This window comes from Rhodovarius crocodyli, from assembly GCF_004005855.1.
GTDB classification, from domain to species: Bacteria; Pseudomonadota; Alphaproteobacteria; order Acetobacterales; family Acetobacteraceae; genus Rhodovarius; species Rhodovarius crocodyli.
In genome coordinates this window covers 275820-300097 of the sequence record NZ_SACL01000004.1, presented here as the reverse complement: position 1 = coordinate 300097, position 24278 = coordinate 275820, and the positions used below count along the sequence as shown (strand labels likewise).

Below are 24278 nucleotides of genomic sequence, written 5' to 3'. Positions count from 1 at the left end.
CCTGTCAGGTCTTGATCCAGACTGCCTTGATGTTCAGGTACTCGTCCACATGGGTCGGGCCGCCCTCGCGGCCATAGCCGCTCATCTTATAGCCGCCGAAGGGCATGGCCGGGTCCATCGCCTGATAGCAGTTCACCCAGACCGAGCCCGCGCGCAGGCCCTTGGCCAGCCTGTGCGCCTTGCTGACATCGCGCGTCCACACGCCGCTGCCCAGGCCGAAGGTGGTGGCGTTGCCGCGCGCCAGCACCTCGTCGATGTCGGTGAAGGGAATGGCGGAAATCACCGGACCGAAGATCTCCTCCTGCGCGATGCGCATCTCGTCGCGCACATCGGCAAACACGGTGGGCGGCACGAAGAAGCCGTTGGCAAGTGGGCCATCGGTCAGGCGCTCGCCGCCCGACAGCGGCTTCGCTCCCTCCTGCCGGCCGATTGCGAGGTAGCCCGTCACGCGCTCCAGCTGCTCGGTGGAAACCAGCGGGCCCACCTGCACCTCGGGGTCGCGGCCATCGCCCACGCGCAGGTTCTTCGCGAAGTCCGCCACCTTGTGGGTGAACTCCTCATAGACCTTCTGTTCGACGAACAGCCGGGTGCCCGCCGAGCAGATCTGGCCGGAATTGGCGAAGACGGCCATGGCCGCACCCGGCACGGCGGCATCGAGGTCGGCATCGGCGAACACGATGTCCGGCGACTTGCCGCCGAGTTCCAGCGAAACCCGCTTCAGGTTGTTGGCGCTCGCCTTGATGATCTTCTGGCCGGTGAAATGGCTGCCGGTGAAGGCCACCTTGTCCACGTCCATATGGCCCGCGAGTGCCGCACCCGCGGTCTCGCCATAGCCCGGCACCACATTGATCACGCCCGGCGGCACGCCCGCCTCCAGGCACAGTTCCGCGAGGCGCAGCGGCGTCAGCGGCGCTTCCTCGGCGGGCTTCAGCACCACCGTGCAGCCGGTGGCCAGCACGGGCCCCAGCTTCCAGATCGAGGAGGAGAGCGGCGCGTTCCAGGGGATGATGGCCCCCACCACGCCCACCGGCTCCTTGCGGGTGAAGGCCGCGAAATCGCCGGGGATGGACACATCCGTGGTCACGCCATGGATGCTGACGGCCTGGCCCGCATAGTAGCGCAGCATGCCCACCGCGCGCTGCCGGTTGGCGCGGGTGCGCTGCAGCGGCGCGCCCATGTCGAGCGTGTCGAGGGCGGCCATCTCCTCGAAGTTCTTTTCCAGCAGATCCGCCAGGCGCAGCAGGATGCACTGGCGCTCATAGGGCGTGACGCGCGACCACGGCCCCTCGAAGGCGCGGCGGGCGGCGGCGACCGCGCGGTCGATATCCTCCGCGTCGCCCTCCGCCACCTCGGCCAGCGTCTCGCCGGTCGCGGGGTTGATCGTGGTGAAGGTGCGGCCGCTCGCGGCCTCCAGCCACTTGCCGTCGATCAGCAGGCGCTTGGTCTTGCCGTCCAGGAAGGGATGGGTCGAGGGAATGTGGTTCATGGCGGTTCCTTTATGATTATCGACGCGGTTCAGACAGCCCCTCTCGGCAGCCCCGCATGGTCGAAGGTGACGGCCTTGATCAGCGCCCAGACCTCACCGCCCGGCGCCAGGCCCAAACGCCCCACACTGCCGCGCGTGATGCGCGCGAGCAGGATGGTAGGCCCGAGGGCGAGGTGGAGGAACACCTCCTGCGCCTCGCCGGCGGGCACGATGTCGACGATGCGTGCCTTCAGGATGTTCTGGGTGGAGATGCCGCGCGGTTCCTCCGTGGCCACCGCCACGTCGCGGGCGCGCAGGCGCAGGCGCATGTAGCTGCCCACCGGCTCCGGCCGCAGGCTCGTGACCAGCTCCCCCCCGGCGAAGCCCAGGCGCGACACGCCGCCCGCCGCCTCATGCGCCAGCACCTGCACGGGCAGCAGCACGCCCGCGTCGCGGCGCGCGGCCAGCGGCAGGTCGGTGCGGGTCGAAAGCTCCTCGGGCCTGCCATCGGCCAGCACGCGGCCATCCTTCAGCAGCACCAGGTGGTCCGCCAGCGCGTCCACCTCATCCAGCGCGTGGGTGACATACAGGATGGGTAGGCGGGAGGCGTCGCGCAGCCGGGCGAGGAAGGGCAGCACCTCCGCCCGGCGGCCGGCATCGAGCGCGGCCAGGGGCTCATCCATCAGCAGCAGGCGCGGGCGGGCCAGCAGGGCGCGGCCGAGGGCCACGCGCTGCTTCTCCCCGCCCGAGAGGCCCCCCGGGCGGCGGCCCAGCAGATGGCCGATGCCCAGCAGGGAGACGACTTCCTCGAAGCAGGGGCCGGTCGCCCCCGCGGGCGCGCGGCGCATGCCGTAGCGCAAATTGGTCTCGACCGACATGTGCGGGAACAGCCGGGCATCCTGGAAGACGGTGGCGCAGCGCCGTGCCTCGGGCGGCAGGGCGATGCGGCGGGCGGTGTCCAGCAGCACCGTGTCGTCCAGCGCGATCCGCCCCTCACGCGGGGCGGCGAGCCCGGCGACGGCGGCCAGGATGGTGCTCTTGCCGCAGCCGGAGGGCCCGAACAGCACCGTCACGCCCTCCGAAGGGGCCTCGAATTCGACATCGAGCGCGAAGCCCGGAAACTGCGTGCGCGCGGCGACCGAGAGCATCAGCCGCGCCCCAGCAGGCGCTGCATGCGGCGCGCGATCAGTTCCGCCGCCAGCAGCCCCGCGATGGCCAGCCCGAAGGAGACGGCGGCCAGCCTTGCGGCCGTCGTCTCGCCGCCTGGTGTCTGAGTGGCGGAATAGATGGCGAGGGGCAGGGTCTGGGTCTCGCCGGGGATGTTGGAGGCGAAGGTGATGACCGCGCCGAACTCACCGAGGCCCGCGGCGAAGGCCGTGACCGCGCCGGCCAGGATGCCGGGCGCCATCAGCGGCAGCGTCACGGTCAGGAACACGTCCCAGCGGCCGGCACCCAGCGTGCGGGCCGCCTGCTCCAGGCCCCGATCCACATTCTCAAGCCCCAGGCGCACCGCGCGCACGATCAGCGGGAAGGACATGACGGCGGTGGCCAGGGCCGCGCCGTCGGTGCTGAACACCAGCCGGATGCCGAACCACTGCTGCAGTGGCCCGCCGATGGGGCCGCGCACGCCGAACAGCATCAGCAGCCCCCAGCCCACCACCACGGGCGGCACCACCAGGGGCAGATGCACCACCGCATCCAACAGCATCCGCCCCGGAAAGCGGCCGCGCACCAGCAGCCAGGCGATGGCGATCGCCGGCACCAGAGACACCGCCACCGAGCGCAACGCCACGTTCAGGCTGAGCTGAACGGCCTGCCATTCCTCCGCCGAGAGCACTAATGCGCCAGGCGGAAGCCGTAGCGTTCCCAGACGGGCCGCGCCTCGGGCCCGGTCAGGAAGGCGAGGAAGGCCTGTGCCTGGGCGTTGGCCTCGGCGCGGCGCATCAGCGCGAAGGGATAGGTCACGGGGGTGTGGCTCTCGGCCGGGAAGGTGCCGACCACGCGCACGCCCTGGCTGATCGCGGCATCGGTGCCGTAAACGATGCCGTAGGGGGCCTCGCCGCGCTCCACCAGCAGCAGGGCGGAACGCACGCTGTCGGCGCGCGCCAGGCGCGGGTTGATCGCATCCCACTGGCCCATCCAGGTGAGTGCCGCCTGGGCATAGCGGCCGACCGGCACATGCGCCGGGTCACCGGTCGCCACGCGGCCCTGCGGGCCCAGAAGGGCCGCCAGGTTGGTGTCCCGCGCCAGCGCGACGGGGCGCGCGGCATTGGCCGGCGCCACCAGCACCAGCGAATTGCCGATCGGGCTGATTCGGGTGCTGTTCACGATCAGGTTGCGCTCCTGGAGGTAGTTCATCCAGGGCTCGTCGGCCGAGAGGAACAGGTCGGCGGGCGCGCCCTGCTCGATCTGCCGCGCCAGGGCCGAGGAGGCGGCGAAGGACATGCGGGGCAGCGGGTTGCCCTTCTGCTGCCAGGCCGTGCCGAGCGTGCGCATGGCATCCGTCAGGCTGGCGGCGGCGAAGATCGTCAGTTCCTGGGCGCGGGCGGCGGCGGGCACAGCCAGCGCCAACACGCAGGCCAGAACGGCTCGGCGAAGCATCATGAGGGACATCCCGGTCTTTATATACAGTCGAACATAACGCCGGGATTGCGAGGCGTCCATGGTCCCTTGGCCATCACCCCGGCATGGCGCGCAGCCGCGCCAGCGGCGAGAAGGCCGAGACGAGGAAGGAGGCGAGGAAGGCGCAGCCCGCCAGCGCGATGCCGCCGCCCGGCCCCCAGGCGGCCATGGCGGCGCCGGAGGCCAGCGCCCCCAGCGGCCGCACGCCATAGATGGCCAGCTGCAGCGAGGCCCCGACCCGGCCCAGCAGCGCGGGCGGCGTCACGGCCTGGCGCAGGCTGACCTGGGCAATGGCCCATTGCATCGGCCCGAAGCCCAGCAGGAAGGCGCCGATGGCCAGTGCGGGCGCACCCGGCGCCCCAATCAGCAAGGGCGCCGCCAGCACCGAGATGCCGGGCCCGCCCAGCAGCACCAGGGCGGGCGGCGCCTGCCGCAGCATCCAGGGGGCGAGCGCCGCACCCAGGATCATGCCGAAGCCATAGCCTGCCTGCGCCATGCCGGTCTCGGCCGCCGAGAGCCCCGCCACATGCAGCGCGAAGGGCACGGCGGCCGCCAGCCAGGCGAAGAAGCCGAAGTTCCAGCACAGGGCGCAGCCGAAGACCGAACGCAGCAACGGCTGCCGCGCCAGGAACAGCGCGCCTTCCTTCAACCCGGCCAGGATGGGGGCATGCTGCGCCGGCGGCGGGGGCAGGGTGGTCAGCCGCGCCGTGCCGCCCAGCGCCGCCATCGCCCCCAGCGCGCCGAGCCCCAGCGCCAGCATCCCGAGTCCGCGCGCCGCGCACCATCCCGCGATGACCGGGGCCAGCAGCGAGGCCCCGGCACGGGCCAGCTCCAGCCTGGCATTGGCGCCGGCGAAGCCCTCGCGCGCCGCGAGCACCGGCACCGTGGCGCCTGCCGCCAGCACGAACACCACCGTGCCCAGGCTGCCCAGCAGCGCGGCCAGCCCCAGCGCGCGGGCGTCGGGCGCCAGCATGGCGGCCAGCAGCCCGCCCAGCGTCAGGCCCGCCGCCAGCAGCAGCACGCGCCGGCGCGGCCAGCGGTCCACCAGCACGCCCGCGGGCAGCGAGGCGATCAGCCAGGCAAAGCCCGGCATCGCGACCAGCGCCGCGATCGCCTGGGGTTCCAGATGCAGAACCACCCCGCCGATCAGCGGCAGGGCGGCGAGGAGGAGCTGGTCGGCGGCATGAATGCCGGCCGCGCCGAGGATCAGGTGTCTCATGCGCCAGGGCATAGGGCGCGCGTGCCCCGCTTCGCCTCCCGGCCGTTGCTCTCACATGCTGATATCGAGCTTGGCGCCGCGCTCCTGCACGGTGGCGATGGGCGGCGGGCGCGCCTCGGGCTCGCGTTCCGATGCGGGGGCGGCGCGTGACGCCTCCAGCACCATGGTCAGCGAGGCAAGCGGCGCCCCCAGCGGATAATAGAGGCTGTGCTGCCCCATCATCTCGTCCGGGGTGACGCGCCCGGGCGTGACCCGGGGCAGATTGGCCGGGAAGATCGGGCCCAGCGACATGGTTACCGAGGTCATCTCGAAAACCCTCCTTCCGTCTCGCGATATGAGACGGAAGTTAAGGCCGAGTTAATCGACCCGGATATTCGCGCTGCGGATCACGTCGGTGTAGCGGGTGATCTCCTCCCGCAGATAGGCACCCAGCGCGTCGCGCGCCAGGGTGGAGGGCGTCATGCCGATGCTGGCCAGCCGGTTCTGGACCTCGGTCTCGGCAAGCGCCGCGCTGGTCTCGGCCGCCAGGCGGGCGACGATGGCGGGGTCCGTGCGGGCCGGGGCGAAGATGCCCTGCCAGACTTCCAGGTTCAGCCCCGCCAGTCCCGGCTGGCTGTTCAGCGTCGGCACGCCCGGCAGCAGCGGGTGCGGCGCGGGCGAGGACACGGCGTAGGGCTTGATCTTGCCCTCCCGCACCAGCGGCGCGGTGAGCGTGATGGTCAGGATCGTCAGGTCCAGCCGCCCGCCCATCACATCGGTCGGGATCTGGGCGGAGACGCGATAGGGCACATGCTCCAGCTTCGCGCCGGTGCGCTGGGCGATGATCTCGCCCAGCAGGTGGTGCGCCGTGCCGACGCCGGAGGTGGCATAGGTCAGCCCCTGGCCGCGCTTGGCCAGTTCGACCAGGGCGGGGAAATCCGCAGCCCCCAGGTCGTTGCGGCCCACCAGCGTCAGCGGCAGGGTGGCCAGCATGGCCACGGGGGCGAAATCCCGCACGGCGTCATAACGCACGGCCTGGGGCGTCAGCACCGGGGCGATGCCCATGGTGCTCTCGACCGCGACGATCAGGGTGTGGCCATCGGGGGCGGCACGGGCCACGCGCTCCACGCCGATGGTGCCGCCCGCGCCGGGCACGTTCTCGACCACCACGCTCTGGCCCAGGCGGCGGGACAGTTCGGGGGCTACGACGCGGGCGGCGGTGTCCACATTGCCGCCTGCCGCGAAGGGCACGATCAGCGTGATGGGGCGGGTCGGCCAGGATTGGGCGCTGGCCAGGGTGGGGGCCAGGGTGGGGGCCAGGGCAGGCAGGGCCAGAAGCGAGCGGCGGGCGAGGGTCACGGCGCGTGTTCCTTCAGAAGCGTGTCAAAGGCGGCCAGATGCTCGGCCCGCCAGACGGATTTCTGCGCTTCCTCCACGAAGGCGCCGTCAATGCCGTTCAGCAGGAATGCGCGCAAGGCATCAGGGCCGAAGCCGAATTCCCAATGCATCATGCCCCAGGCGCGGGCCGGCGTCACAAGATGCATGGTCGGGTCGTCGGTATTGGGATGGATGCGCAGCCCCAGGGCCGGCATGCGCCGGATCGGGTGCTCGGCCGCCCAGGAATCGCGGGGCAGGGTGCGCAGGTAGTAGCTGTTGCTGGGCACCACCGTCACGATCAGGTTGCGGTCCGCGATCTCCCGGCACAGGTCGGGGTCGTCGATGGCGGTATAGGCGTGGTCGAGCCGGTCCACGCCCATCTCATGGATGGCGGTGCGGATGTTGGCGGGCGGGCAGCCGAACTCGCCGGCATGGGCGGTGCGCAGCAGGCCATGGCGTCCCGCAAGCCGGTAGGCGGGCACGAACTGCCCGGGCGGGCCCTTCACCTCATTGTAGTCGATGCCGATGCCCACGGCCTGGACGTGCGGCTGCTCGATCATCCATTCCACCATGGCCATGGCGGCCTCGGGGGAGGCCTCGCGGTCGATCGAGGGGATCAGCAGCGCCGAGACGCCGAGGTCGCGCCGGGCATCCTCGAAGCCCGCGATGATGCCGGAGCGCAGGCGGGCATAGTCGGTGGCATCGCGGCAACTGCCGGTCGGGTTCCAGAAGATCTCGGCATGCACCACGCCCTGGCGGGCATGGGCGGTCAGGTATTCATAGGTGATGCGGTGGAAATCCTCGGGCTCCCTCAGCACCTCGGATTCCAGCGCGCGGAAGGCGCGCAGCACCCCCACGGGCTTCTCGCCGCGGATGTAGAAGGCGGCGATCTCCTCGGCGGTGATGGTGGCCCGGCGTTTCTCCGCCAGGTCCTGGAACGTCTCGCGGGAGATGGTGCCCAGCAGGTGGTCATGCAGGGCGAGCTTTGGGATGGCGCGGAAAAACGCTTCGGTCAGCATGGCGCACCCTTGCCGCGATGGGCGTTCCGGCGCAATGCCTGTCGCCATGAGCAAGGTCGAGCGGCCGGCGACGCGCCCGGCGAACCCCTGTTTCTCCTCCGGCCCCTGCGCCAAGCGCCCGGGCTGGTCCCTCTCGGCGCTGGAAGGCGCCATGGTCGGCCGATCCCATCGTGCCGCCCCCGCCCGCGCCCTGCTGGGCGAGGTGATCGAGCGTTCCAAATCCGTGCTGCGCATGCCCGAGGGCTGGCGCCTGGGCATCATGCCCGCCAGCGACACCGGTGCGATCGAGATGGCGCTGTGGCACCTGCTGGGCCCGCGCGGCGTGCAGGTCGTGGCCTTCGAGAGCTTCGGCGACACCTGGGCGCAGGACATCCTGAAGCAGCTGAAGATCGACGCCGAGGTGCTGAAGGCGCCCTATGGCTCGATCCCGGACCTGTCGGCGCTGGACTGGTCCAACGACGTGGTCTTCACCTGGAACGGCACCACCAGCGGCGCCCGCGTGCCGGGTGGCGACTGGATTCCCGCCGACCGCCAGGGCCTCGCGATCTGCGACGCGACCTCGGCGGCGTTTGCCATGGATCTGGCCTGGGACAAGCTGGATGTCGTCACCTGGTCCTGGCAGAAGGTGCTGGGCGGCGAGGCGGCCCACGGCATGCTGGCGCTGAGCCCGCGCGCGGTGGAGCGGCTGGAGAGCCACAAGCCTGCCTGGCCGATGCCCAAGATCTTCCGCCTGACCAGTGGCGGCAAGCTGATCGAAGGCATCTTCAAGGGCGACACCATCAACACCCCCAGCATGCTCTGCGTGGCCGACGCGCTGGACGGGCTGCGCTGGGCCGAGGATGTGGGCGGGCTGGACGGGCTGATCGCCCGCAGCCGCGCGAACCTCGCGACGGTGGAGCAATGGGTCGGCAATGGCGAGCGCTGGCGCTTCCTGGCCGAGGACCCGGCCGTGCGCTCCAGCACCTCCATCTGCATCGCGCCCAACACGGTAGGCTTCAAGGCCCTGTGGCCCGAGGCGCAGGAGAAGCTGGCCAAGAAGCTGGCGGCGCTGCTGGAGGCCGAGGGCGTGGCCTTCGATGCCGGCGGCTATCGCGATGCCCCGCCATCCCTGCGCATCTGGGGCGGGGCCACGGTGGAAACCAGTGATATCAGGGCTTTGCTGCCCTGGCTTGACTGGGCACTTGAAGAAGTGGGCGGGTAAAAAAATGGCGCCGCCCCTTGCGGGTGCGGCGCCATCCGAAGGCCGTCGGTTCAGGCCTGGGCGGGGATGATGCCCTTTTCGCCCAGCGCCTGCTGCAGCTCGCCGTCCTGGAACATCTCGGTCACGATGTCGCAGCCGCCGACGAACTCGCCGTTCACATACAGCTGGGGAATGGTCGGCCAGTTGGTGTAGGCCTTGATCCCCTCGCGGATCTCCATGTCTTCCAGCACGTTCACGCCTTTGAAGGGCGCGCCGATGTGCGACAGGATCTGCACCACGCGGGCAGAGAAGCCGCATTGCGGAAAGACGGGCGTGCCCTTCATGAACAGCACCACTGGGGCGCTGTCGATCTCGGCCTTGATGCGGTCGAAAACGGGGTTCTCGGACATGGTTCGGTTCCTCAGGCGGAGGTGGTTTCGGGCAGCGCGGTGGTCAGCGCCAGGGCATGCAGCACCCCGCCCATGCGACCCTGCAGGGACGCATAGACCAGCTGGTGCTGCTTCACCCGGGACAGGCCACGGAAAGCGTCGCTGACGACATGGGCGGCGTAATGATCGCCATCACCGGCCAGGTCGGTGATGGTGACTTCGGCGTCGGGGAGGGCGGCCTTGATGAAGGCGCTGATCTCCTCGGGCTGCATCGGCAAGGCTCAGACCCCTTCCATCAGCTTCGGCAGCGCGGATTCATGCGCTTCCGTCAGTTCAGCGACAGATATGGAACCAATACGGTCCAATTCCAAGCCGGTGCCGCCGGAAACGCCCAGCTTTTGCGCCGGAACCCCGGCGGCCGCGGCCGCGGCCAGCGCTGCGTCGGCATCAGCGACGGCCAGGATGTAGCGGGCCTGGTCCTCGCCATACCAGAAGGCGTGGTCGCCCTGGGCGGTGATGGAGGCACCGACGCCCGAGGCCATGGCCATCTCGGCCAGCGCCACCAGCAGCCCGCCATCGGACAGGTCGTGGCAGGCCAGCACGCGGCCGGCCAGGATCTCGGCGCGGACGAAATCGCCGTTCTTGCGCTCGGCGGCGAGGTCCACGGGCGGCGGCGGGCCGGCTTCCTGGCCGGCGATGTCGCGCAGCCAGATCGACTGGCCCAGATGCCCGGCGGTGGCACCGATCAGCACCAGATCGGCCTTGGCGGGCATGGACAGGCCCACGGCGCTGGCCAGGTCCTCGATCACGCCCACGCCGCCGATGGCCGGCGTCGGCAGGATCGGGCGGCCCTCGGTCTCGTTGTAGAGCGAGACGTTGCCCGACACGACCGGGAAGTCCAGCGCGGTGCAGGCGGCGGCCATGCCGCGCACGGCATAGGCGAACTGGCCCATGATGCGCGGCTTCTCGGGGTTGCCGAAGTTCATGTTGTCGGTGATGGCCAGCGGCAGGGCGCCGACGGCGGTGATGTTGCGCCATGCCTCGGCCACGGCCTGGGCGCCGCCCGCCTCGGGGTCGGCCACCACATAGCGCGGCGTGCAGTCGGTGGTCATGGCCAGCGCCCGGCGCTTGCCCTCGACGCGCACGACGGCGGCGTCGGCCTGGCCGGGGCGCTTGCTGGTCTGGCCGCCCACCTGGGCGTCATACTGGTCCCAGATCCAGCGGCGGCTGCACAGGTCGGGGCTGGCGACGAGCGTCTTCAGCGCCGGGATGATGCCCACGGGGTCGGCCACCGGCGGCAGCGCGGGCTGCTTGGGCGTCTCCTCGGTGGGGCGGTTGTACAGCGGGGCCTCGGATTCCAGCGGGGCCAGCAGGATGTCGGCCTCGATGTTGCCCTTGTGGCGGATCACGATGCGGCCGGTATCGGTCAGGTGGCCGATGACGGCGAAATCCAGCTCCCACTTGTGGAAGATGGCCTCGGCGATGTGCTCCTGGCCGGGCTTGAGCACCATGAGCATGCGCTCCTGGCTCTCCGACAGCATCATCTCATAGGCGGACATGCCTTCCTCACGCTGAGGGACATTATCCATGATGAGCTCGACGCCCATGCCGCCCTTGCCGGCCATCTCGACGCCGGAGGAGGTCAGGCCCGCCGCGCCCATGTCCTGGATGGCGACGATGGCGTCGGTGGCCATCAGCTCCAGGCAGGCCTCGATCAGCAGCTTCTCGGCGAACGGGTCGCCGATCTGGACCGTGGGGCGCTTTTCCTCGCTGTCCTTGTCGAATTCGGCCGAGGACATGGTGGCGCCGTGGATGCCGTCGCGGCCGGTCTTGGAGCCGACATAGACGACCGGGTTGCCGACGCCGCTGGCGGCCGCGGTGAAGATGCGGTCCGCGGGCGCGATGCCCACCGTCATCGCGTTCACCAGCGGGTTGCCGTTATAGGCGGGGTGGAAGTTCACCTCGCCGCCCACGGTCGGCACGCCCACGCAATTGCCGTAGCCGCCGATGCCGCGCACCACGCCATCCAGGATGCGGCGCGTGCGGGGCAGGGAGGGATCGCCGAAACGCAGCGCGTTCAGGTTCGCCACCGGGCGGGCGCCCATGGTGAACACGTCGCGCAGGATGCCGCCCACGCCGGTGGCAGCCCCCGAATAGGGCTCGATGAAGGAGGGGTGGTTGTGGCTCTCCATCTTGAAGACGGCGGCCAGGCCCTCACCGATGTCGATCACGCCCGCGTTCTCACCCGGGCCCTGGATCACCCAGGGCGCCTTGGTCGGCAGCTGCTTCAGCCACACGCGGGAGGATTTGTAGGAGCAATGCTCCGACCACATGACGGAGAAGATGCCGAGCTCGGTCAGGGTCGGCTGGCGGCCCAGGATGGCGAGCGCGCGCTCGAACTCATCGGGCTTCAGGCCGAACTGGGCGGCGAGCTGGCTGGCGCGGTCGGCGGGCAAGAGGTCCATGGGCGCTCCGGACTTGTAACGGCAGGCGGGGGTTAGCAGAGTTTTCCGCGCCGCGAGAGGGGGATGCGGCGCATGCCCCGCATGTCGCAACGCTTTGTTAGGCGTGCAGCCCGGAAGATGGGCGGATGGATGCCGGACTGCAACTCGGGCTTGTTCTGTTCGCCTTCCTGCTGGGGGTGGCGATGGTGGCCAATGCCCGCATGCCGGAAACGCTGGAGCGCGAGGATGATGCGGGCGTGCTGCGCGCGCGGGTGAAGGCGCTGGAGGTGGAGGTGAGCGAGCTGGAGGGGCTGTGCCGCGCCGCCAGCCGCGCCAGGGACGCCGCCCGCGAACGCGCCATGCGGCTGGACGGCGAGGCCATCCGCGACCTGCGCCGCGCCTTCGCCCGCCGCTATCACCCCGACCGCGTGGCCGGCAGCGTGGTGGAACGGCGCGTGAAGGCCGAGATCTTCAGCGAGTTCTGGGCCGAGATCGAGCGGGTCGAACGCGCCTATACCTCCACCACCACATAATTCTGCTCGATGCTGACCGGGAAGGTCTCGGCCTGGAGGGTCTCGCCCGATTCCACGCAGGCGGGAAAGGCGCGCACCTTCATCCGCCGCGGGTCATAGCGCGAACGTCCGGTGCGGATGTCGAACTCCCAGGCATGCCAGGGGCAGCGGACGATCTCGCCCTCCCGGCCATAGCTGTATTCGCCGGGGCAGGGGCTTTCGACCAGGCCCATGGTGGGCCCCTTGGACAGCGGGCCGCCCTGGTGCGGGCAGCGGTCCGACAGGGCGAAGAACTCCCCGTCCAGGTTGAACAGCACGATGCGCTTGCCGTCGAGCTCCACCAGGCGGCGCTCACCCGGGGCGATCTCCGTGGCCGGGGCCACGATGTGGCGTGCCATCAGAAACCGTAGACCTGGCGGGCATTGCCGCCATAGATCGCCGCGCGATGGGACTCGGGGATGTAGGTCGGGATCGCGGTGCGCGGATCATCGAAATCCCAATGCGGGTAGTCGCTGGCGTAGAGGATGCGGTCCCAGCCGATCCAACCCATGCAGTCCAGCAGCTGCTCCGGGCGCGGGGGTTCCTCGATGGGCTGGGTGCTGACCCAGATCTGGTCGCGGATCTGCTGGGAGGGCAGGCGCGTGAGGTGCGGCAGCTCATGCCGCAGGCTGGGGAAATGCCGGTCCAGCCGCCAGGCCACGCTGGGCAGCCAGCCGAAGCCGCATTCGATCAGCACGATGCGCAGCTTGGGGAAGCGCTCCAGCGCGCCCTCAAGCACCAGGGAATTGACCAGCGACTGGCAGGAGGTGGCGTGTTCGCTGACTTCCTCGATATAGAAGCTGGGCCAGCCGCCATTGGTCATCGCCCAGCCGGAATAGCCGAAGGCGTGCACGCCGATGGGCAGGCCGACTTCCTCGGCGGCTTCCAGGATGGGCCAGTATTTCGGGTTGCCGAGCGGGTGGCTGGTGCGGCTCATCACCAGCACCTGGCAGAAGCGCGGGTCACCGGCGCGGGCACGGATCTCCTTGGCGGAGGCCTCCGGGTCCTCATAGGGCACGACGACAGAGGCCCTGAGGCGGTCATCGACGGCCACCCAATTATGCAGCTGCCATTCGTTCACCGCGTAGGCCATGGCGGCGGAGAAGGCGTTGTTCTGGTCGCCCTGGCCCGAGGGCTGCAGCGGGTTCAGCACGCCCACGTCGATACCGTGGAAATCCAGGTGCTGGGTCGCCATGAAGGCCGGGTCGCTGGCCGGCACGCCGCCCTCGGGCGTCCAGGCATCCTTGCGGGAGGCGAGCGGCATCGCCTTGAAATAGGGCGGGCCCTTCACATAGCCGTGGCGCGGCCGCATGCCATAGGTGTGCAGCCGGTCGCGCATCGCCTGGCTGAGCCAGGGGTCGTAGCAGTGCAGGGATTTGGGGCGCGGGTGGATGTCCACGTCGATCAGGCCCTGGGTGGCGGCGAGGGGCCGCCCGGGTGCCGATTGGGGGCGCATCACGTTCATGGCAGGGCCTCCTGCGACAGGCGGGAATAGGTGGCGCGGGCGTTGTCCACACAGATCTTGCGGGCGAGCTCGGGCCCGATGCCGGGCGGCAGCTGGGGCGCGCCGTCGAACTGCCAGTGCGGCCAGTCGCTGGACCACAGCAGCATCTCGTCGCTGCCCAGATGCTCCATCAGCCGCTGCACCGTCTCGGCATCATCCGGCGCGTCGAAGGGCTGGATCGACAGGCGGACATGGTCGCGCACGATTTCCAGCGGGGAACGCTGCAGCCAGGGCACCTCGAAGCGCACGCCCTTCCAGGTTTTCGAGAGCCGCCACAGGAAGGCCGGCAGCCAGGAAACCCCGCTTTCGAGCAGCACCACCTTCAGGTCCGGGAATTTCTGGAAGGCGCCCTCGGTGATCAGCGAGGCCAGGGTGGACTGGAAGGCCTGCTGGTTCGCCGCGTAATCCTCGGCATACCAGCTGGGCCAGCCGAGCGACGTGACCGGGTTTCGGTAGCAGCTGCCGGCATGGATCGCGAGCGGCAGCTTGTGGCGCACCAGCGCCTCGAAGATCGGCCAGTTCTGGCGGCGGCCGAGCGGGCTTTCGCCCATCACCAGCACCATGGCCTGCACGAAGCGGGGGTCGGGCGCCAGGCGCTCGATCTCGGCCACCGCGTGTTCGGGGTTGAACATGGGCAGCACGATGGAACCCGCCAGGCGCGGGTCCTGGTCCAGCCATTCCGCCCGCGTCCAGTCGTTCAGCGCGCTGGTGAAGGCGCGGCCCATATCCTCGTTGAAGATGAGCTGCACGCCATAGAGCGGCGTCACGATCCCGCGCGCGATGCCCCAGGGGTCCAGCACCTGCTCGCGCAGCTGGGTGATGGTGGAGGCAGGCGCGCCCGAGGCCGGGCGCCAGTCGGCGCGCACCGTCTTGGGCGAGTTCGGCGGAAAGGCCTGGGTATCCAGCCCCTCCATGCCGCGCTGCGCGATCTGGTCGCGCCAGAGCGGGGGCAGATAGGGCGCCAGGGCCTGGATGCCCGGCACCATCGGGTGCAGGTCGGCGTCGATCGCGCCGTTGAGCCAATTCATCTTGTCGTTCCTCTGCCCGGCAGCTTGGCACGGGCAGGGGAGCGACGCAAAGCGTTAGCCGCCCGTCAGCACCGTCGGGAAACCCATCACGATCACCCCGCCATGGGAGGTCAGGTCACCGATGCGCGCCGCCGGCAGGCTGTTGATCAGCACCGTCATGGAACCCTTCACGATCGGGTCGGGAATGGCGGGCACGCAGAGGGTGAGGTCAGTGACGCGTGCGGCGGGAAGCTTGCCGACCAGCACATTGGGCGAGCAGGGCGGTCCGATGGGGCCGCCCACATGCGGCACCGGCCCCGAGAACAACAGGCAGGTGTGCAGGTCCGTAAGGCGCGCTTGGGGAGGGCCGGCCATGTTCTCGGTCGCCTTTCCTGGCTGGGGAGGGGGCGGGAAGTCGGGGGTGCCCGCCGCCAGGATAGGATATTATCGACCGGGAAAGACAGGGTCATCGCCTGAAACGATGACCGGCCCTCACCCCCCGGTTACAGCAGCGCGGGTTGCACTGCCGTGCCGGGAACCTGGAAATGGCTGCAGTCCAGCCCCTGGGTGCCGCCGCCGCGACGGACCAGGCCGAGCGATTCCACCGACCGGGCGAAACGCTGGGCCAACAGCCCGGCATAGACGCCGGTGCCGGTCTGGCGGGTGTGGAAATCGGACTGATAGGTGGCGCCGCCGCGCGTGTCCCGGATCAGCGAGAGCACCTTGCGGGCGCGGTCGGGGAAATGCTTCTGCACCCATTCCTCGAAGATCTGGCGCAGTTCCAGCGGCAGGCGCAGCAGCACATAGCCCGCGCGCTTCGCACCCGCATTGGCGCCGGCCGAGAGGATGCGCTCCAGCTCCATGTCGTTGATCGCCGGGATCATGGGCGCGGCCAGCACGGCGGTGGGAATGCCGGCGCGCGACAGTTCGGCAATGGCGCCGATGCGGCGCATGGGCGTCGCGGCCCGGGGTTCCATCCGGCGGGCCAGGTTGCTGTCCAGCGTGGTCACGCTGATGGCCACCTGGGCCAGGTTGCGCTCCGCCATGCGGGCCAGGATGTCGATGTCGCGCAGCACGCCCGCCGATTTGGTCACGACCGTGACGGGGTGGTTGAAGCGCTCCAGCACTTCCAGAACCTCCCGCGTCAGGCGCAGGCGCCGCTCGACAGGCTGATAGGGGTCGGTGTTGGCGCCGAGCGCCACCGGGCGCGGCACATAGCCGGGCTTGGACAGCTCCTTTTCCAGCAGCGCCGCCATATCCGGCTTGAACATCAGCTTGGTCTCGAAATCGAGGCCGGGCGAGAAACCCAGATAGGCGTGGCTGGGCCGGGCATAGCAGTAGATGCAGCCGTGCTCGCAGCCGCGATACGGGTTCAGCGACCGGTCGAAGCCGATATCCGGGCTGTCATTGTAGGTCAGCGCGGAACGCGACGCCTCGCGGATCAGCTGGGTGCGGATCGGCGGCATATCCACCAGATCCTCGCTCAGCGTGTCCCAGCCGTCGTCGAAGGGTTCGGCGATCGCGCTCTCGAAGCGGTTGGCCGGGTTGCTCAGCGCCGCACGGCCTTTCTGGAAGGCGCCGGGCACGATCGCGCCGGTGCGGGACTGCGCGCCGTCCATATGCGGCTGCGGGATGCGGCGCGGCGAGGGCTGACCCCAGAGAAGACCGTCGGGCATGGAGGAGCTCCAAGGCTGTTCATGTTCCGTTCGCAAGCACCATGCGCGCACATGCATGAGCCAGTCAAGAACGAAAAATGAACACGCGCGCAAAACCCGGCGGCCGGCCTCGCGCAAACGCCACAACTCCCTTAAGCTCCCTTCCAGTCCAAGAGAGGAGTATCGGGATGGAGCTGCCGCTCACAGGTGTCCGCGTTGTCGAGGTAGGCCAGGCGCTGGCCGGGCCCTTGGCCGGTGTCATGATGGCCGACATGGGCGCGGACGTGATCAAGGTGGAGAAGCCCGAGGGCGACGATGCCCGCGGCTGGGGCCCCCCCTTCGGACCGGATGGCGAGACCTCCCTCTATTTCTACGGGCAGAACCGTTCCAAGCGTTCCGTCTCCCTCGATCTGAAGTCCCCGGAAGGCATCGAGGCGCTGCACGCGCTGCTGGCCACCGCCGACATCATGATCCACAACCTGCGCCCCGGCGTGATGGAGGAGATGGGGCTCGGCGCCGAGGAAACGGTGAAGCGCCACCCGCAGCTCGTCTACTGCACCATCTCGGGCTTCGGCTTCACCGGCCCCATGAAGATGAAGCCGGCCTTCGACCCCATCCTGCAGGCCTATGGCGGCATGATGAGCGTGACGGGTTATCCGGACGGGCCGCCGAGCCTGGCGGGCGCCTCGATCAACGACAAGGCGACGGGCATGTTCACCGTGATCGGCGCCCTGGCCGCGCTGCGTCAGCGCGACAAGACCGGCAAGGGCGGCATCGTCGACACCTCCCTGTTCGACACCGCGGCCTTCTGGGTCGAGGGGCAGATCAACCAGTACCTGTATGACGGCCACGTGACGCGCCGCCATGGCACGGGCGCCGCGGTGATCGTGCCGTATCAGGCCTTCCAGACCTCTGACCTGCCGCTGCTGCTGGCCGCCGCCAACGACCGCTTCTTCGCGCGCACCTGCAAGGTGCTGGGCCACCCCGAATGGTCCGAGGATCCGCGCTTCCTGAAGGGCCGCGACCGCGTGCGCAACAAGGCGGAGCTGATCCCGCTGATCCAGGCCGCGTTCTCGACCAACACGCGCCAGCACTGGCTGGACGCGCTGGGTGCGGCGGGCGTGCCGTGCTCCCCGGTGAACGACATCGCCGAGGTCACGAACTCCGAGCAGATGGCGGCCGTCGACATGATCTGCGAGTTGCCCGAAGGCGGGCCGAAGGTGCTGGGCCTGCCCATCCACTTCAACCGGCGCCGCCCGAAGCCCAGCCGGCCGAGCCCGCGCATCGGCCAGCACAACCGCGAGATCCTGGGCCGGGACTGAGCACAAAAAAACCGAGGGGGCCTGCGCCCCCTCGGTCTACCGAATGGTCGGTAATGATCCGCGCCTTACTTGCAGGCGGTGATCATGATCTCCACCAGGTGGCGGGCGCTGGCCATGTTGGCCTCCACGCAGGCGCGGGCGGGCTGGGCGCCGGCCGGCAGCCACTTGGTCCACAGGGCGTTCATCGCGTCGCGGTCACGGATGTCCTTCAGCCAGATCTGGGCGGACAGCAGGCGGGTGTTGTCCGTGCCGTGCTCCTCCAGGGCGGCGTCGATCTTGGCGATGATCTCGGCGGTCTGGCCGGCCACATCCTTGCTCAGGTCGTCGGCGGTGATGCCGGCGAGGAAGACGAAGCCGTGATACTCCACGCTGGTGGAGAGAATGGCGTTGGTGCCGTTACGCTTGATGTGGCTCATCGGTGGTCCTTTCGGGTGTCCGGTGGTGAAGGGGGGTGGCCTGCCGATGGCTCGGCGTCAAGCCACCCTGAAGGCGTCAGGCAACCGCGTAGACGCTGTGCGCGGTCGCGGCCTGGATCATGGTCTCGAAGACCGAGACGCCGTGGATCGCCTCGTCCAGCGGCAGCGGGTATTCCGGCCCGCCCGCGACGGCGGCCGCGAAGGCCTCCAGCTCGGCGGCCTCGATGTCGGTCACGGGGTAGTCGCGCGACCATTCCTTGCCGTGGCGGTCACGGAAGAACAGGCTCTCATGCCCGCGCAGTTCCAGCAGCCCTTCGGTGCCGAACAGCGCCACGCGCCAATAGCGCGCGGCCAGCGAGAGCGTGGAGAAGCCGACCGTGGCGCCACTTTCCAGCGTGGCCAGCATGGCGGTCGTGTCGTCGATGGTCTTGCTGACCAGCGCCTTGGAGATCACGCGCACATCCTGGAAGCGGCCGGCCAGGTTGATGATCATGTCCACCATGTGGATGCCCATGCCGCCCATGCCGCCGAGCGGGCTTTCCTCACGGTCCGCGCGCCACATGCCTTCCTGGTAGTTGTAGGCGCCGGGGCCGCTGAACTGCCCCTCGACATGCAGCAGCGTGCCGATGGCGCCCGCCGCGACCTGGGACTTCATTTCCTGCACGGCCGGCAGGAAGCGGCGGTTGTGGCCGAGCGCCATCACCACGCCGGCCTTGCGGCAGGCATCCACCGCCGCCTGGGCGCTGGCCTTGGTCAGGGTGAAGGGCTTCTCGACGAACACATGCTTGCCGGCGGCCGCCGCCGCGATCACCTGCTCGGCGTGCATCGAATGCGGAGAGGCGAGGGCGACCGCCTGCACCTCCGGGTCCGCCAGCACCGCCTCATAGCTGGCGTGCAGCCTGATGCCCTTCTCGGCGGCATAGTCGCGGGCCTTGTCCAGATTGCCTGTCGAACCCGCCACGAAGCGGATGCCCGCGCCATTCCTGCCCTGCACGGAATTGACGAGCGTGCGGCCCCAGCCGCCCATGCCCACGATGGCGGTGTTCAGCATGTGAAATTCCTGATCTCGATCCGGCCGCAGCGTGGTGCAGCCGGAAAGCCTTGACAATGGGGGGCGTCTAGGAATAGGTTCCGTGCATCAAGCCACGGATGCGTCCAGCGCCTCGCGTGCCGGGCTCAAGGCCTGGGCCAGCGGCGGGCGCGCCTCGGCCATCTTCTCGAAGGCGAGCCGCGCCATGAGCCGGTAGCCGAGATCCGAGAAATGCACCCCGTCATCGGCGCGCAGCCGCCGTTCCAGCCGGTCATGCCCGGGAACGGAGGGGCGGAAGCGGCCATCGGCGTCGCTCGTGGCCTCCCAGGTCGAGATATAGAGGCCGCCCGCGGGTTCCGTGCCCTCGCGGATCATGTCGTTCAACTGCCTGGCTGAATCGGCGAAGGCGCGGTCGCGCATGTTGGGCAGGCCCATCCAGCCCAGCGGCGCGCGCACCTCGGCCGCGACCTGGGAAATGGTCTGCACCGCGGTCTTGTAGGCCTCGTGGAAATTGGTGCTGCCGAACTGCCAGCGCCGGCGGTTGGCGCGGTCCACGAAGGAGCGGAAGTCGTTGGCGCCGATCCACATCAGCACCATCTGCGGCGGATTGCGGCGCAGGCTCTCGGTGGCCACGGCCACCCAGTCATGCTCGTCGGAGCGCGTGAGCCCCGTTGCGTGGCGGGTTCCATTCAGCAGCCGCAGCGATTCCCGCCGCCGGACCACCGGGTTGCAGGACAGGAACAGGCCCTGGGCCAGGCTGTCACCGAACAATTGAATGTTAAGGCGACCGGCCAATTCTGGCGCGGTCTGGGCAGGGGCGGGCTGGGCAGGGGCGACCTCGGCGGTGGGCTCGGCCTCGGGCTCCGCGGCGGCATCGCGGGCCTCGAAGGGGCTCTGCTCCTCCTCCGCGCGGGCACCATGAACAAAGAGTGAGGCACCTCCGAGCAGCATCGCCCGGCGCCCGGCAGCCCCTCGGGCCATCCGGCCCGTCCCGAAAACCGACATCACTTTCCCCGCACCCGCATGGCAGCCACCCGTGTCCTGACCAGCAACTCTCTGGACATCCGGGTTGGCAATCCGTAACCACCACCGAGGAATTGTGCAGAATGCCGACGACTCTTCAACGCCCATATAGACGAGAATTTCTGGCCAAGGCCTCGGTGGGCCTGCTCCTGACCTCCTGCGAGGCGCAGCGGGGCGCCAATGCCGCCGTGGCGGGCGCCGGGCCATACCGTTCCCTGCGTGAACTGACCAACTGGCGCCCGGAGGCCGGCCCGAGCGAGGCCGTGATCCAGCAGGCCGCCTGGACCGGCGCGCCGCTCGCGCCGCTGCGCCGCCAGCTGCAGGAACTGTCCAGCGGCCGCCGCCGCCAGCCTGTCCATATCGTGCAGTTCGGCGACAGCCACACTGCCTCCCCCTTCCTGGTGCCGCGCCTGAGGGAGCTGTTCCAGGCCCGCTACGGCGCGCTCGGCCCCGGGCTGCTGCCGCCGGGCACCGGGCCGCGCTACACGCGCCTCTCCCTCGCCCAGGCCGAGCAGCAGGGCCAGTGGGACGGCTCCACCGCCCTGCGCACGCCGGGCCCCTTCAGCCTGCCGGGCTATCGCCTGCGCGGGCAGGGCGCGGGCAGCCGCCTCGTGCTGCGCTCGACCGAGCCCGAGGGTTTCGACCGTTTCCGCCTCGAGGTGCTGATCCAGCCCGGCGGCGGCAGCTTCCGCCTGCTGTCCGACGGGCAGCAATCCGGCGCGCTGCCCACCAACGCCACCCATACCCGCCGCGTCTCGCTGCCCTATGAGCCCGGCCGCCGCCAGCAGGAAATCGCACTGGAGCTGCTGGGTGACGGCCCGGTGGAGCTGCTCGGCTGGGCGCTGGAGCGCCGTGGCCCCGGCGTGCTGGTCGAGGGGTTCGGCATCAACGGCGCCACGCTCGACCTGCTGTCCAACATGGACCAGGGCATGCTGGAGGCCGGTTTGCGCGAGCGCCAGCCGGCCCTCGTCATCCTGGCCTTCGGCACCAATGAGGCCGTGAGCAGCAGCCTGACCGCCCATCAATACGCGGCCCAGCTGACCGAGCGCGTGCGCACTATCAAGAGCTTCGCCCCGGGCGCCGGCATCATGCTGATGGGCGCGCCCGACGCCGCGCGCCGCCGTGGCCGCGGCAATGGCTGCGATGCCTGGATGCCTTTCCCTGGCCTGCCCGCCGTGCGTGAGGCCCAGCGCAGCGTCGCCGCCGCGCAGAACCTCGCCTTCTGGGACTGGTCGCGCCTGACCGGCGGCACCTGCGGCCTGCATGCCGGCACCCAGCGCAATCCGCGCCTGGTGCAGGACGACCACGTGCATTTCACCGCAGACGGCTATCGCGCCACCGCCGAGCGGATGTTCGACTTCCTGATGCAGGGCCCCGCCGCATGACGCATCACGGCTAGGGCGCATGCTGTTCCCGACCGGCGTCTTCGCGATCTTCTTCCTGGTGGTGTTCACGCTCCACTGGGGCCTGAACCGCTGGCCGCTGGCCGACCGGCTGTGGCTGCTGGCCGCGAGCGCCGGCTTCTATGCCTTCTGGGATGCGCGGCTGTGCCTGCTGCTGGGCGGTGTCGGGCTCTGGGCCTGGGGGCTGGGGCACCTGACCGCCAGGGACAGGCGCTGGCTGTGGCTCGGCATTTCCGGCGTGCTGGCGGTGCTGGGCCTGTTCAAATACGCCGATTTCTTCCTGGGCGAGATCGCCGGGCGCTTCGCCCTGCTGTTCGGCGCGCAACCGCCCGATCTGCTGGGGCTGGTGCTGCCTGTCGGCATCTCCTTCTACTGCTTCCAGGCCATTTCCTACATGGTCGATGTCTCGCGCGGGGAGTTGCGCCCGGAACGCGGGCCGCTGAACGTGGTGCTGTATCTGGGCTTCTTCCCGCATCTGGCGGCCGGCCCGATCGTGCGTGCCGCCCATTTCCTGCCGCAGCTGCGCGAGCCCCCCGATGCGGCCCGCTTGCCCACCATCATGGCCTGCCTGCTGATCCTGGGCGGGCTGGTGAAGAAGCTGTGGCTCGCCAACACGCTGGCGGTCGAGCTGGTGGATCCGGCCTTCCGCGACCCCACGGCGTTGTCCTCCGGCCGCGCATTGCTGGCCATCTATGGCTATGCCGCGCAGATCTGGTGCGATTTCTCGGCCTATTCCGACATGGCGATCGGCGTCGCGGCGCTGCTCGGCTATCACTTCCCGCGCAATTTCGACCAGCCATACCGCGCGGCCAGCCTGCGTGAGTTCTGGCGCCGCTGGCACATCTCGCTGAGCTTCTGGTTCCGCGACTATGTCTACAAGCCTTTGGGCGGCGATCGCGGCGGGCGCTGGTTCATCGCGCGCAATGCCATGATCGCCATGACACTGTCGGGCCTGTGGCATGGTGCGGCCTGGAACTTCCTGCTGTGGGGCATGCTGCACGGCGCGGCGCTGGTGATCGAACGCATGCTGAAGCTGGAAGGCCGTTTCGGGCGCATCGGCGGCACCCTCATCACCTTCCACATCGTCTGTCTCGGCTGGGTGCTGTTCCGGGCCACGGACATGTCCGTGGCGGGCGGCATGCTGGCCGCGCTGGGGCAGGGTGGCACTGGCGAGGCCGCGACGCTCTGGCTCGCGGCCATCACCGCCGTGGCGCTGGCGCTGCATTTTCTGCCCGCCGACTGGCCGCAGCGGCTGGAAGCCGCCCTGAAGCCCATGCCGGCCTGGGCGCTGGGTCTGGGTTTCGGGCTGGCGCTGGTGATTATCCTCACGCTCGGCCCCGCCGGCGTGGCACCCTTCATCTACTTCCAGTTCTGAGGCGGAGGCAGCAATGAGACAGCCCTGGCTTCCGGAATCCCCGCCGCTGAAGGGGGCCGATGATTTCTCCGCGGCCACGGCCACCATGCCGGCGCGCCGCGCGGCGCTGGCCCTGGCGCTGGTGATGCTGCTGCTGGCGATGGGGCGCTCGGCGCAGATCCTGGATGCGGCCTTCGGTTACGAGGGTCCGGGATCGGAAATGCTGCTGGCCGTGGCGGAAGGCTGGGGCAGCGCCATGGAGGCGCTGGCGATCCCGCAGGCGCTGGAGGAATTGGCCAGCCACCTGCGGATCTCGGAGTAGCTATTCCAGGTCGCCCTCGGCCAAAGCGGCCAGGGCAGGGATGTCGGGCAGTTCCACCTTGTGGCCGCCCGGCTCCTTCACGAAGCCCCGCTTCTTCAGCTGCGTGAAGGCGCGGCTGACGGTTTCCAGCGCCAGGCCCAGCAGGTCACCGATTTCGGCGCGGGTCATGGGCATGTCCAGCACATCATGGCGCAGGCCACGGCGGCGCGCGGCCTCGGCCAGCGTGATCAGGAAGGCCGCCACGCGCTGTTCCGCCTGGCGGCGGCCCACCGTGACCAGCTGTTCCTGGGTCTCGGCCAGTTCCTGGCTGCACAGCTCGATCAGGCGTCGCTGGGTGGCCGGGAATCGGGCCAGCATGCCCTCGAAGTCACGCCGCGAGATCCGGCAGACCTGACCCTCGGTCAGCATCTCCGCGTCGGAGGCGAAGCTGCGGCGGGTGGTGAAGCCCAGGATGTCGCCAGCGAAGCGGAAGCCCAGCACCTGCTGCCGGCCATCCGGCAGCTGGCGCGTCAGCTTCGCCACGCCGCGCATCAGCATGACCACGGATTGGGCGCTGTCGCCCTCATGGTACAGCACGTCGCGCGGGTGCACGGCGGTGCGGCGGGTCTCGTGAGAGATTTCCTCCAGCCCCGCCATGTCCAGGGCGGCGCAGATTCCCGCCACCCGGCTGCCGCAGGTCGCGCAGGGGGTGGGGGCGCTGTTCGGTGAACAGGCCTCACCAAAGCGAGTGGATTCAAGAGGATTCATCGGCAAGCCCTCCCGAAGGTGCCGCCGCATAATAGTCTGAAGCGGCATGCAACCTCAAGGGTGGCGGACCTATCGCGCGTCCATTTCGTCATAGTGACGTTTTACCATGTCCAGAGCGAAAAGCACGCCGAACGCGATAAGGGCGAAGCCGAAGAAGCTCAGATAGCCCTCGGAACGGGCAGCCGTGTAGAGCCCCATCAGGGCGATCACGGCGGAAAGGGCCAGGAAGAAAACGCGGCCGGGGTTCATG

The 24278-nt window shown here is 69.7% G+C and carries 27 protein-coding genes; 6 read left to right on the top strand and 21 right to left on the bottom strand.

All coding sequences use genetic code 11. The features are described 5' to 3' along the window. Window positions 1-4: 4 nt before the first annotated feature. The 8 genes from EOD42_RS13500 to EOD42_RS13465 all read right to left on the bottom strand — a co-directional run bounded on the left by EOD42_RS13500 (window position 5) and on the right by EOD42_RS13465 (window position 7681). A complete protein-coding gene (locus tag EOD42_RS13500) occupies window positions 5-1486 on the bottom strand; it encodes an aldehyde dehydrogenase family protein (RefSeq protein ID WP_127788064.1) in 1482 nt (493 codons plus the stop codon). A gap of 29 nt (window positions 1487-1515) precedes the next feature. Further along, entirely contained in the window at window positions 1516-2613 is a 1098-nt protein-coding gene (gene modC, locus EOD42_RS13495; RefSeq protein WP_127788063.1) for a molybdenum ABC transporter ATP-binding protein, read from the bottom strand. After that, entirely contained in the window at window positions 2613-3302 is a 690-nt protein-coding gene (modB, locus tag EOD42_RS13490; protein WP_127788062.1) for a molybdate ABC transporter permease subunit, read from the bottom strand. The genes modC and modB overlap by 1 nt, the downstream gene beginning before the upstream one ends. Continuing rightward, entirely contained in the window at window positions 3302-4069 is a 768-nt protein-coding gene (modA, locus tag EOD42_RS13485) for a molybdate ABC transporter substrate-binding protein (RefSeq protein WP_206020352.1), read from the bottom strand. Before modA ends, modB begins: the two co-directional genes overlap by 1 nt. A 73-nt stretch (window positions 4070-4142) precedes the next feature. Continuing rightward, window positions 4143-5306 carry an MFS transporter gene (locus EOD42_RS13480; protein ID WP_164867928.1) on the bottom strand — a complete coding sequence of 388 codons (1164 nt, stop codon included), beginning with the start codon at window positions 5304-5306 and terminating at the stop codon, window positions 4143-4145. 51 nt (window positions 5307-5357) lie between these two features. After that, window positions 5358-5612 (bottom strand): hypothetical protein, encoded by a 255-nt coding sequence (locus EOD42_RS13475; protein WP_127788059.1) that lies wholly within the window; start codon window positions 5610-5612, stop codon window positions 5358-5360. 51 nt (window positions 5613-5663) lie between these two features. Next, the gene (locus EOD42_RS13470; protein WP_127788058.1) at window positions 5664-6644 is read right to left on the bottom strand and encodes a Bug family tripartite tricarboxylate transporter substrate binding protein; all 981 of its coding nucleotides are present in this window, start codon (window positions 6642-6644) and stop codon (window positions 5664-5666) included. Then, the gene (locus EOD42_RS13465) at window positions 6641-7681 is read right to left on the bottom strand and encodes an adenosine deaminase family protein (RefSeq protein WP_127788057.1); all 1041 of its coding nucleotides are present in this window, start codon (window positions 7679-7681) and stop codon (window positions 6641-6643) included. The genes EOD42_RS13470 and EOD42_RS13465 overlap by 4 nt, the downstream gene beginning before the upstream one ends. 46 nt (window positions 7682-7727) lie before the next feature. Between EOD42_RS13465 and EOD42_RS13460 the strand changes: the two genes are divergently transcribed. Further along, window positions 7728-8882 (top strand): phosphoserine transaminase, encoded by a 1155-nt coding sequence (locus EOD42_RS13460; RefSeq protein ID WP_164867927.1) that lies wholly within the window; start codon window positions 7728-7730, stop codon window positions 8880-8882. A gap of 50 nt (window positions 8883-8932) precedes the next feature. Here the strand turns inward: EOD42_RS13460 and grxD are convergent, their stop codons facing one another. The 3 genes from grxD to purL are packed head-to-tail and all read right to left on the bottom strand — an operon-like array spanning window position 8933 to window position 11715. Continuing rightward, window positions 8933-9271 carry a Grx4 family monothiol glutaredoxin gene (grxD, locus tag EOD42_RS13455; protein WP_127788055.1) on the bottom strand — a complete coding sequence of 113 codons (339 nt, stop codon included), beginning with the start codon at window positions 9269-9271 and terminating at the stop codon, window positions 8933-8935. A gap of 11 nt (window positions 9272-9282) precedes the next feature. Continuing rightward, window positions 9283-9522 carry a BolA family protein gene (locus EOD42_RS13450; RefSeq protein ID WP_127788346.1) on the bottom strand — a complete coding sequence of 80 codons (240 nt, stop codon included), beginning with the start codon at window positions 9520-9522 and terminating at the stop codon, window positions 9283-9285. A gap of 9 nt (window positions 9523-9531) precedes the next feature. Beyond that, window positions 9532-11715 (bottom strand): phosphoribosylformylglycinamidine synthase subunit PurL, encoded by a 2184-nt coding sequence (gene purL, locus EOD42_RS13445; RefSeq protein WP_127788054.1) that lies wholly within the window; start codon window positions 11713-11715, stop codon window positions 9532-9534. A gap of 125 nt (window positions 11716-11840) precedes the next feature. Between purL and EOD42_RS13440 the strand changes: the two genes are divergently transcribed. Then, window positions 11841-12227 carry a hypothetical protein gene (locus EOD42_RS13440; RefSeq protein ID WP_127788053.1) on the top strand — a complete coding sequence of 129 codons (387 nt, stop codon included), beginning with the start codon at window positions 11841-11843 and terminating at the stop codon, window positions 12225-12227. Here EOD42_RS13440 and EOD42_RS13435 read toward each other — a convergent pair. The 5 genes from EOD42_RS13435 to EOD42_RS13415 form a co-directional block, all read right to left on the bottom strand. Then, window positions 12206-12604 carry a Rieske (2Fe-2S) protein gene (locus tag EOD42_RS13435; RefSeq protein ID WP_127788052.1) on the bottom strand — a complete coding sequence of 133 codons (399 nt, stop codon included), beginning with the start codon at window positions 12602-12604 and terminating at the stop codon, window positions 12206-12208. The two genes, EOD42_RS13440 and EOD42_RS13435, sit on opposite strands and share 22 nt — an antisense overlap. Next, on the bottom strand, window positions 12604-13710 hold the full coding sequence (locus EOD42_RS13430; protein ID WP_127788051.1) for an amidohydrolase family protein: 1107 nt from the start codon (window positions 13708-13710) through the stop codon (window positions 12604-12606). Before EOD42_RS13430 ends, EOD42_RS13435 begins: the two co-directional genes overlap by 1 nt. Then, window positions 13707-14777, bottom strand: coding sequence for an amidohydrolase family protein (locus tag EOD42_RS13425; RefSeq protein ID WP_127788050.1), 1071 nt, complete (start codon window positions 14775-14777; stop codon window positions 13707-13709). Before EOD42_RS13425 ends, EOD42_RS13430 begins: the two co-directional genes overlap by 4 nt. A 54-nt stretch (window positions 14778-14831) precedes the next feature. Continuing rightward, entirely contained in the window at window positions 14832-15131 is a 300-nt protein-coding gene (locus EOD42_RS13420; protein ID WP_127788049.1) for a PAAR domain-containing protein, read from the bottom strand. A 128-nt stretch (window positions 15132-15259) separates the two neighbouring features. Continuing rightward, the gene (locus tag EOD42_RS13415; protein WP_127788345.1) at window positions 15260-16375 is read right to left on the bottom strand and encodes a PA0069 family radical SAM protein; all 1116 of its coding nucleotides are present in this window, start codon (window positions 16373-16375) and stop codon (window positions 15260-15262) included. 224 nt (window positions 16376-16599) lie between these two features. Between EOD42_RS13415 and EOD42_RS13410 the strand changes: the two genes are divergently transcribed. Continuing rightward, on the top strand, window positions 16600-17733 hold the full coding sequence (locus tag EOD42_RS13410) for a CaiB/BaiF CoA transferase family protein (protein WP_127788048.1): 1134 nt from the start codon (window positions 16600-16602) through the stop codon (window positions 17731-17733). Window positions 17734-17798: 65 nt separating this feature from the next. On the opposite strand, the gene EOD42_RS13405 is transcribed toward EOD42_RS13410, so the two are convergent. The 3 genes from EOD42_RS13405 to EOD42_RS13395 form a co-directional block, all read right to left on the bottom strand. Next, complete coding sequence (locus EOD42_RS13405) at window positions 17799-18149, bottom strand: RidA family protein (RefSeq protein ID WP_127788047.1); 351 nt, start codon at window positions 18147-18149, stop codon at window positions 17799-17801. 76 nt (window positions 18150-18225) lie between these two features. Continuing rightward, on the bottom strand, window positions 18226-19200 hold the full coding sequence (locus EOD42_RS13400) for a Gfo/Idh/MocA family protein (protein WP_127788046.1): 975 nt from the start codon (window positions 19198-19200) through the stop codon (window positions 18226-18228). 87 nt (window positions 19201-19287) lie between these two features. Continuing rightward, window positions 19288-20130, bottom strand: a complete 843-nt coding sequence (locus tag EOD42_RS13395; protein WP_164867925.1) for a DUF459 domain-containing protein — start codon at window positions 20128-20130, stop codon at window positions 19288-19290. 209 nt (window positions 20131-20339) lie between these two features. Between EOD42_RS13395 and EOD42_RS13390 the strand changes: the two genes are divergently transcribed. From EOD42_RS13390 to EOD42_RS13380, 3 genes are read left to right on the top strand one after another with little or no spacing between them, the layout of a single operon-like run. Continuing rightward, entirely contained in the window at window positions 20340-21587 is a 1248-nt protein-coding gene (locus EOD42_RS13390; protein WP_164867924.1) for a GDSL-type esterase/lipase family protein, read from the top strand. Between the two features lie 19 nt (window positions 21588-21606). Next, window positions 21607-22980 carry an MBOAT family O-acyltransferase gene (locus EOD42_RS13385; protein ID WP_127788043.1) on the top strand — a complete coding sequence of 458 codons (1374 nt, stop codon included), beginning with the start codon at window positions 21607-21609 and terminating at the stop codon, window positions 22978-22980. 13 nt (window positions 22981-22993) lie between these two features. Next, window positions 22994-23281, top strand: coding sequence for a hypothetical protein (locus tag EOD42_RS13380; protein ID WP_127788042.1), 288 nt, complete (start codon window positions 22994-22996; stop codon window positions 23279-23281). On the opposite strand, the gene EOD42_RS13375 is transcribed toward EOD42_RS13380, so the two are convergent. Continuing rightward, the gene (locus tag EOD42_RS13375; RefSeq protein ID WP_164867923.1) at window positions 23282-24028 is read right to left on the bottom strand and encodes a Crp/Fnr family transcriptional regulator; all 747 of its coding nucleotides are present in this window, start codon (window positions 24026-24028) and stop codon (window positions 23282-23284) included. Between the two features lie 69 nt (window positions 24029-24097). Then, the gene (locus tag EOD42_RS13370; protein ID WP_127788040.1) at window positions 24098-24277 is read right to left on the bottom strand and encodes a hypothetical protein; all 180 of its coding nucleotides are present in this window, start codon (window positions 24275-24277) and stop codon (window positions 24098-24100) included. Between the last annotated feature and the right edge of the window lies 1 nt (window position 24278).

Bases quoted from the DNA above. Each gene is read 5' to 3' on its own strand.
- EOD42_RS13500 (WP_127788064.1), bottom strand. From the start codon at position 1,486: ATGAACCACATTCCCTCGACCCATCCCTTCCTGGACGGCAAGACCAAG.
- modC (WP_127788063.1), bottom strand. From the start codon at position 2,613: ATGCTCTCGGTCGCCGCGCGCACGCAGTTTCCGGGCTTCGCGCTCGAT.
- modA (WP_206020352.1), bottom strand. From the start codon at position 4,069: ATGATGCTTCGCCGAGCCGTTCTGGCCTGCGTGTTGGCGCTGGCTGTG.
- EOD42_RS13480 (WP_164867928.1), bottom strand. From the start codon at position 5,306: ATGAGACACCTGATCCTCGGCGCGGCCGGCATTCATGCCGCCGACCAG.
- EOD42_RS13475 (WP_127788059.1), bottom strand. From the start codon at position 5,612: ATGACCTCGGTAACCATGTCGCTGGGCCCGATCTTCCCGGCCAATCTG.
- EOD42_RS13465 (WP_127788057.1), bottom strand. From the start codon at position 7,681: ATGCTGACCGAAGCGTTTTTCCGCGCCATCCCAAAGCTCGCCCTGCAT.
- EOD42_RS13460 (WP_164867927.1), top strand. From the start codon at position 7,728: ATGAGCAAGGTCGAGCGGCCGGCGACGCGCCCGGCGAACCCCTGTTTC.
- grxD (WP_127788055.1), bottom strand. From the start codon at position 9,271: ATGTCCGAGAACCCCGTTTTCGACCGCATCAAGGCCGAGATCGACAGC.
- EOD42_RS13450 (WP_127788346.1), bottom strand. From the start codon at position 9,522: ATGCAGCCCGAGGAGATCAGCGCCTTCATCAAGGCCGCCCTCCCCGAC.
- purL (WP_127788054.1), bottom strand. From the start codon at position 11,715: ATGGACCTCTTGCCCGCCGACCGCGCCAGCCAGCTCGCCGCCCAGTTC.
- EOD42_RS13440 (WP_127788053.1), top strand. From the start codon at position 11,841: ATGGATGCCGGACTGCAACTCGGGCTTGTTCTGTTCGCCTTCCTGCTG.
- EOD42_RS13435 (WP_127788052.1), bottom strand. From the start codon at position 12,604: ATGGCACGCCACATCGTGGCCCCGGCCACGGAGATCGCCCCGGGTGAG.
- EOD42_RS13430 (WP_127788051.1), bottom strand. From the start codon at position 13,710: ATGAACGTGATGCGCCCCCAATCGGCACCCGGGCGGCCCCTCGCCGCC.
- EOD42_RS13425 (WP_127788050.1), bottom strand. From the start codon at position 14,777: ATGAATTGGCTCAACGGCGCGATCGACGCCGACCTGCACCCGATGGTG.
- EOD42_RS13420 (WP_127788049.1), bottom strand. From the start codon at position 15,131: ATGGCCGGCCCTCCCCAAGCGCGCCTTACGGACCTGCACACCTGCCTG.
- EOD42_RS13415 (WP_127788345.1), bottom strand. From the start codon at position 16,375: ATGGACGGCGCGCAGTCCCGCACCGGCGCGATCGTGCCCGGCGCCTTC.
- EOD42_RS13410 (WP_127788048.1), top strand. From the start codon at position 16,600: ATGGAGCTGCCGCTCACAGGTGTCCGCGTTGTCGAGGTAGGCCAGGCG.
- EOD42_RS13405 (WP_127788047.1), bottom strand. From the start codon at position 18,149: ATGAGCCACATCAAGCGTAACGGCACCAACGCCATTCTCTCCACCAGC.
- EOD42_RS13400 (WP_127788046.1), bottom strand. From the start codon at position 19,200: ATGCTGAACACCGCCATCGTGGGCATGGGCGGCTGGGGCCGCACGCTC.
- EOD42_RS13395 (WP_164867925.1), bottom strand. From the start codon at position 20,130: ATGCTGCTCGGAGGTGCCTCACTCTTTGTTCATGGTGCCCGCGCGGAG.
- EOD42_RS13385 (WP_127788043.1), top strand. From the start codon at position 21,607: ATGCTGTTCCCGACCGGCGTCTTCGCGATCTTCTTCCTGGTGGTGTTC.
- EOD42_RS13380 (WP_127788042.1), top strand. From the start codon at position 22,994: ATGAGACAGCCCTGGCTTCCGGAATCCCCGCCGCTGAAGGGGGCCGAT.
- EOD42_RS13375 (WP_164867923.1), bottom strand. From the start codon at position 24,028: ATGAATCCTCTTGAATCCACTCGCTTTGGTGAGGCCTGTTCACCGAAC.
- EOD42_RS13370 (WP_127788040.1), bottom strand. From the start codon at position 24,277: ATGAACCCCGGCCGCGTTTTCTTCCTGGCCCTTTCCGCCGTGATCGCC.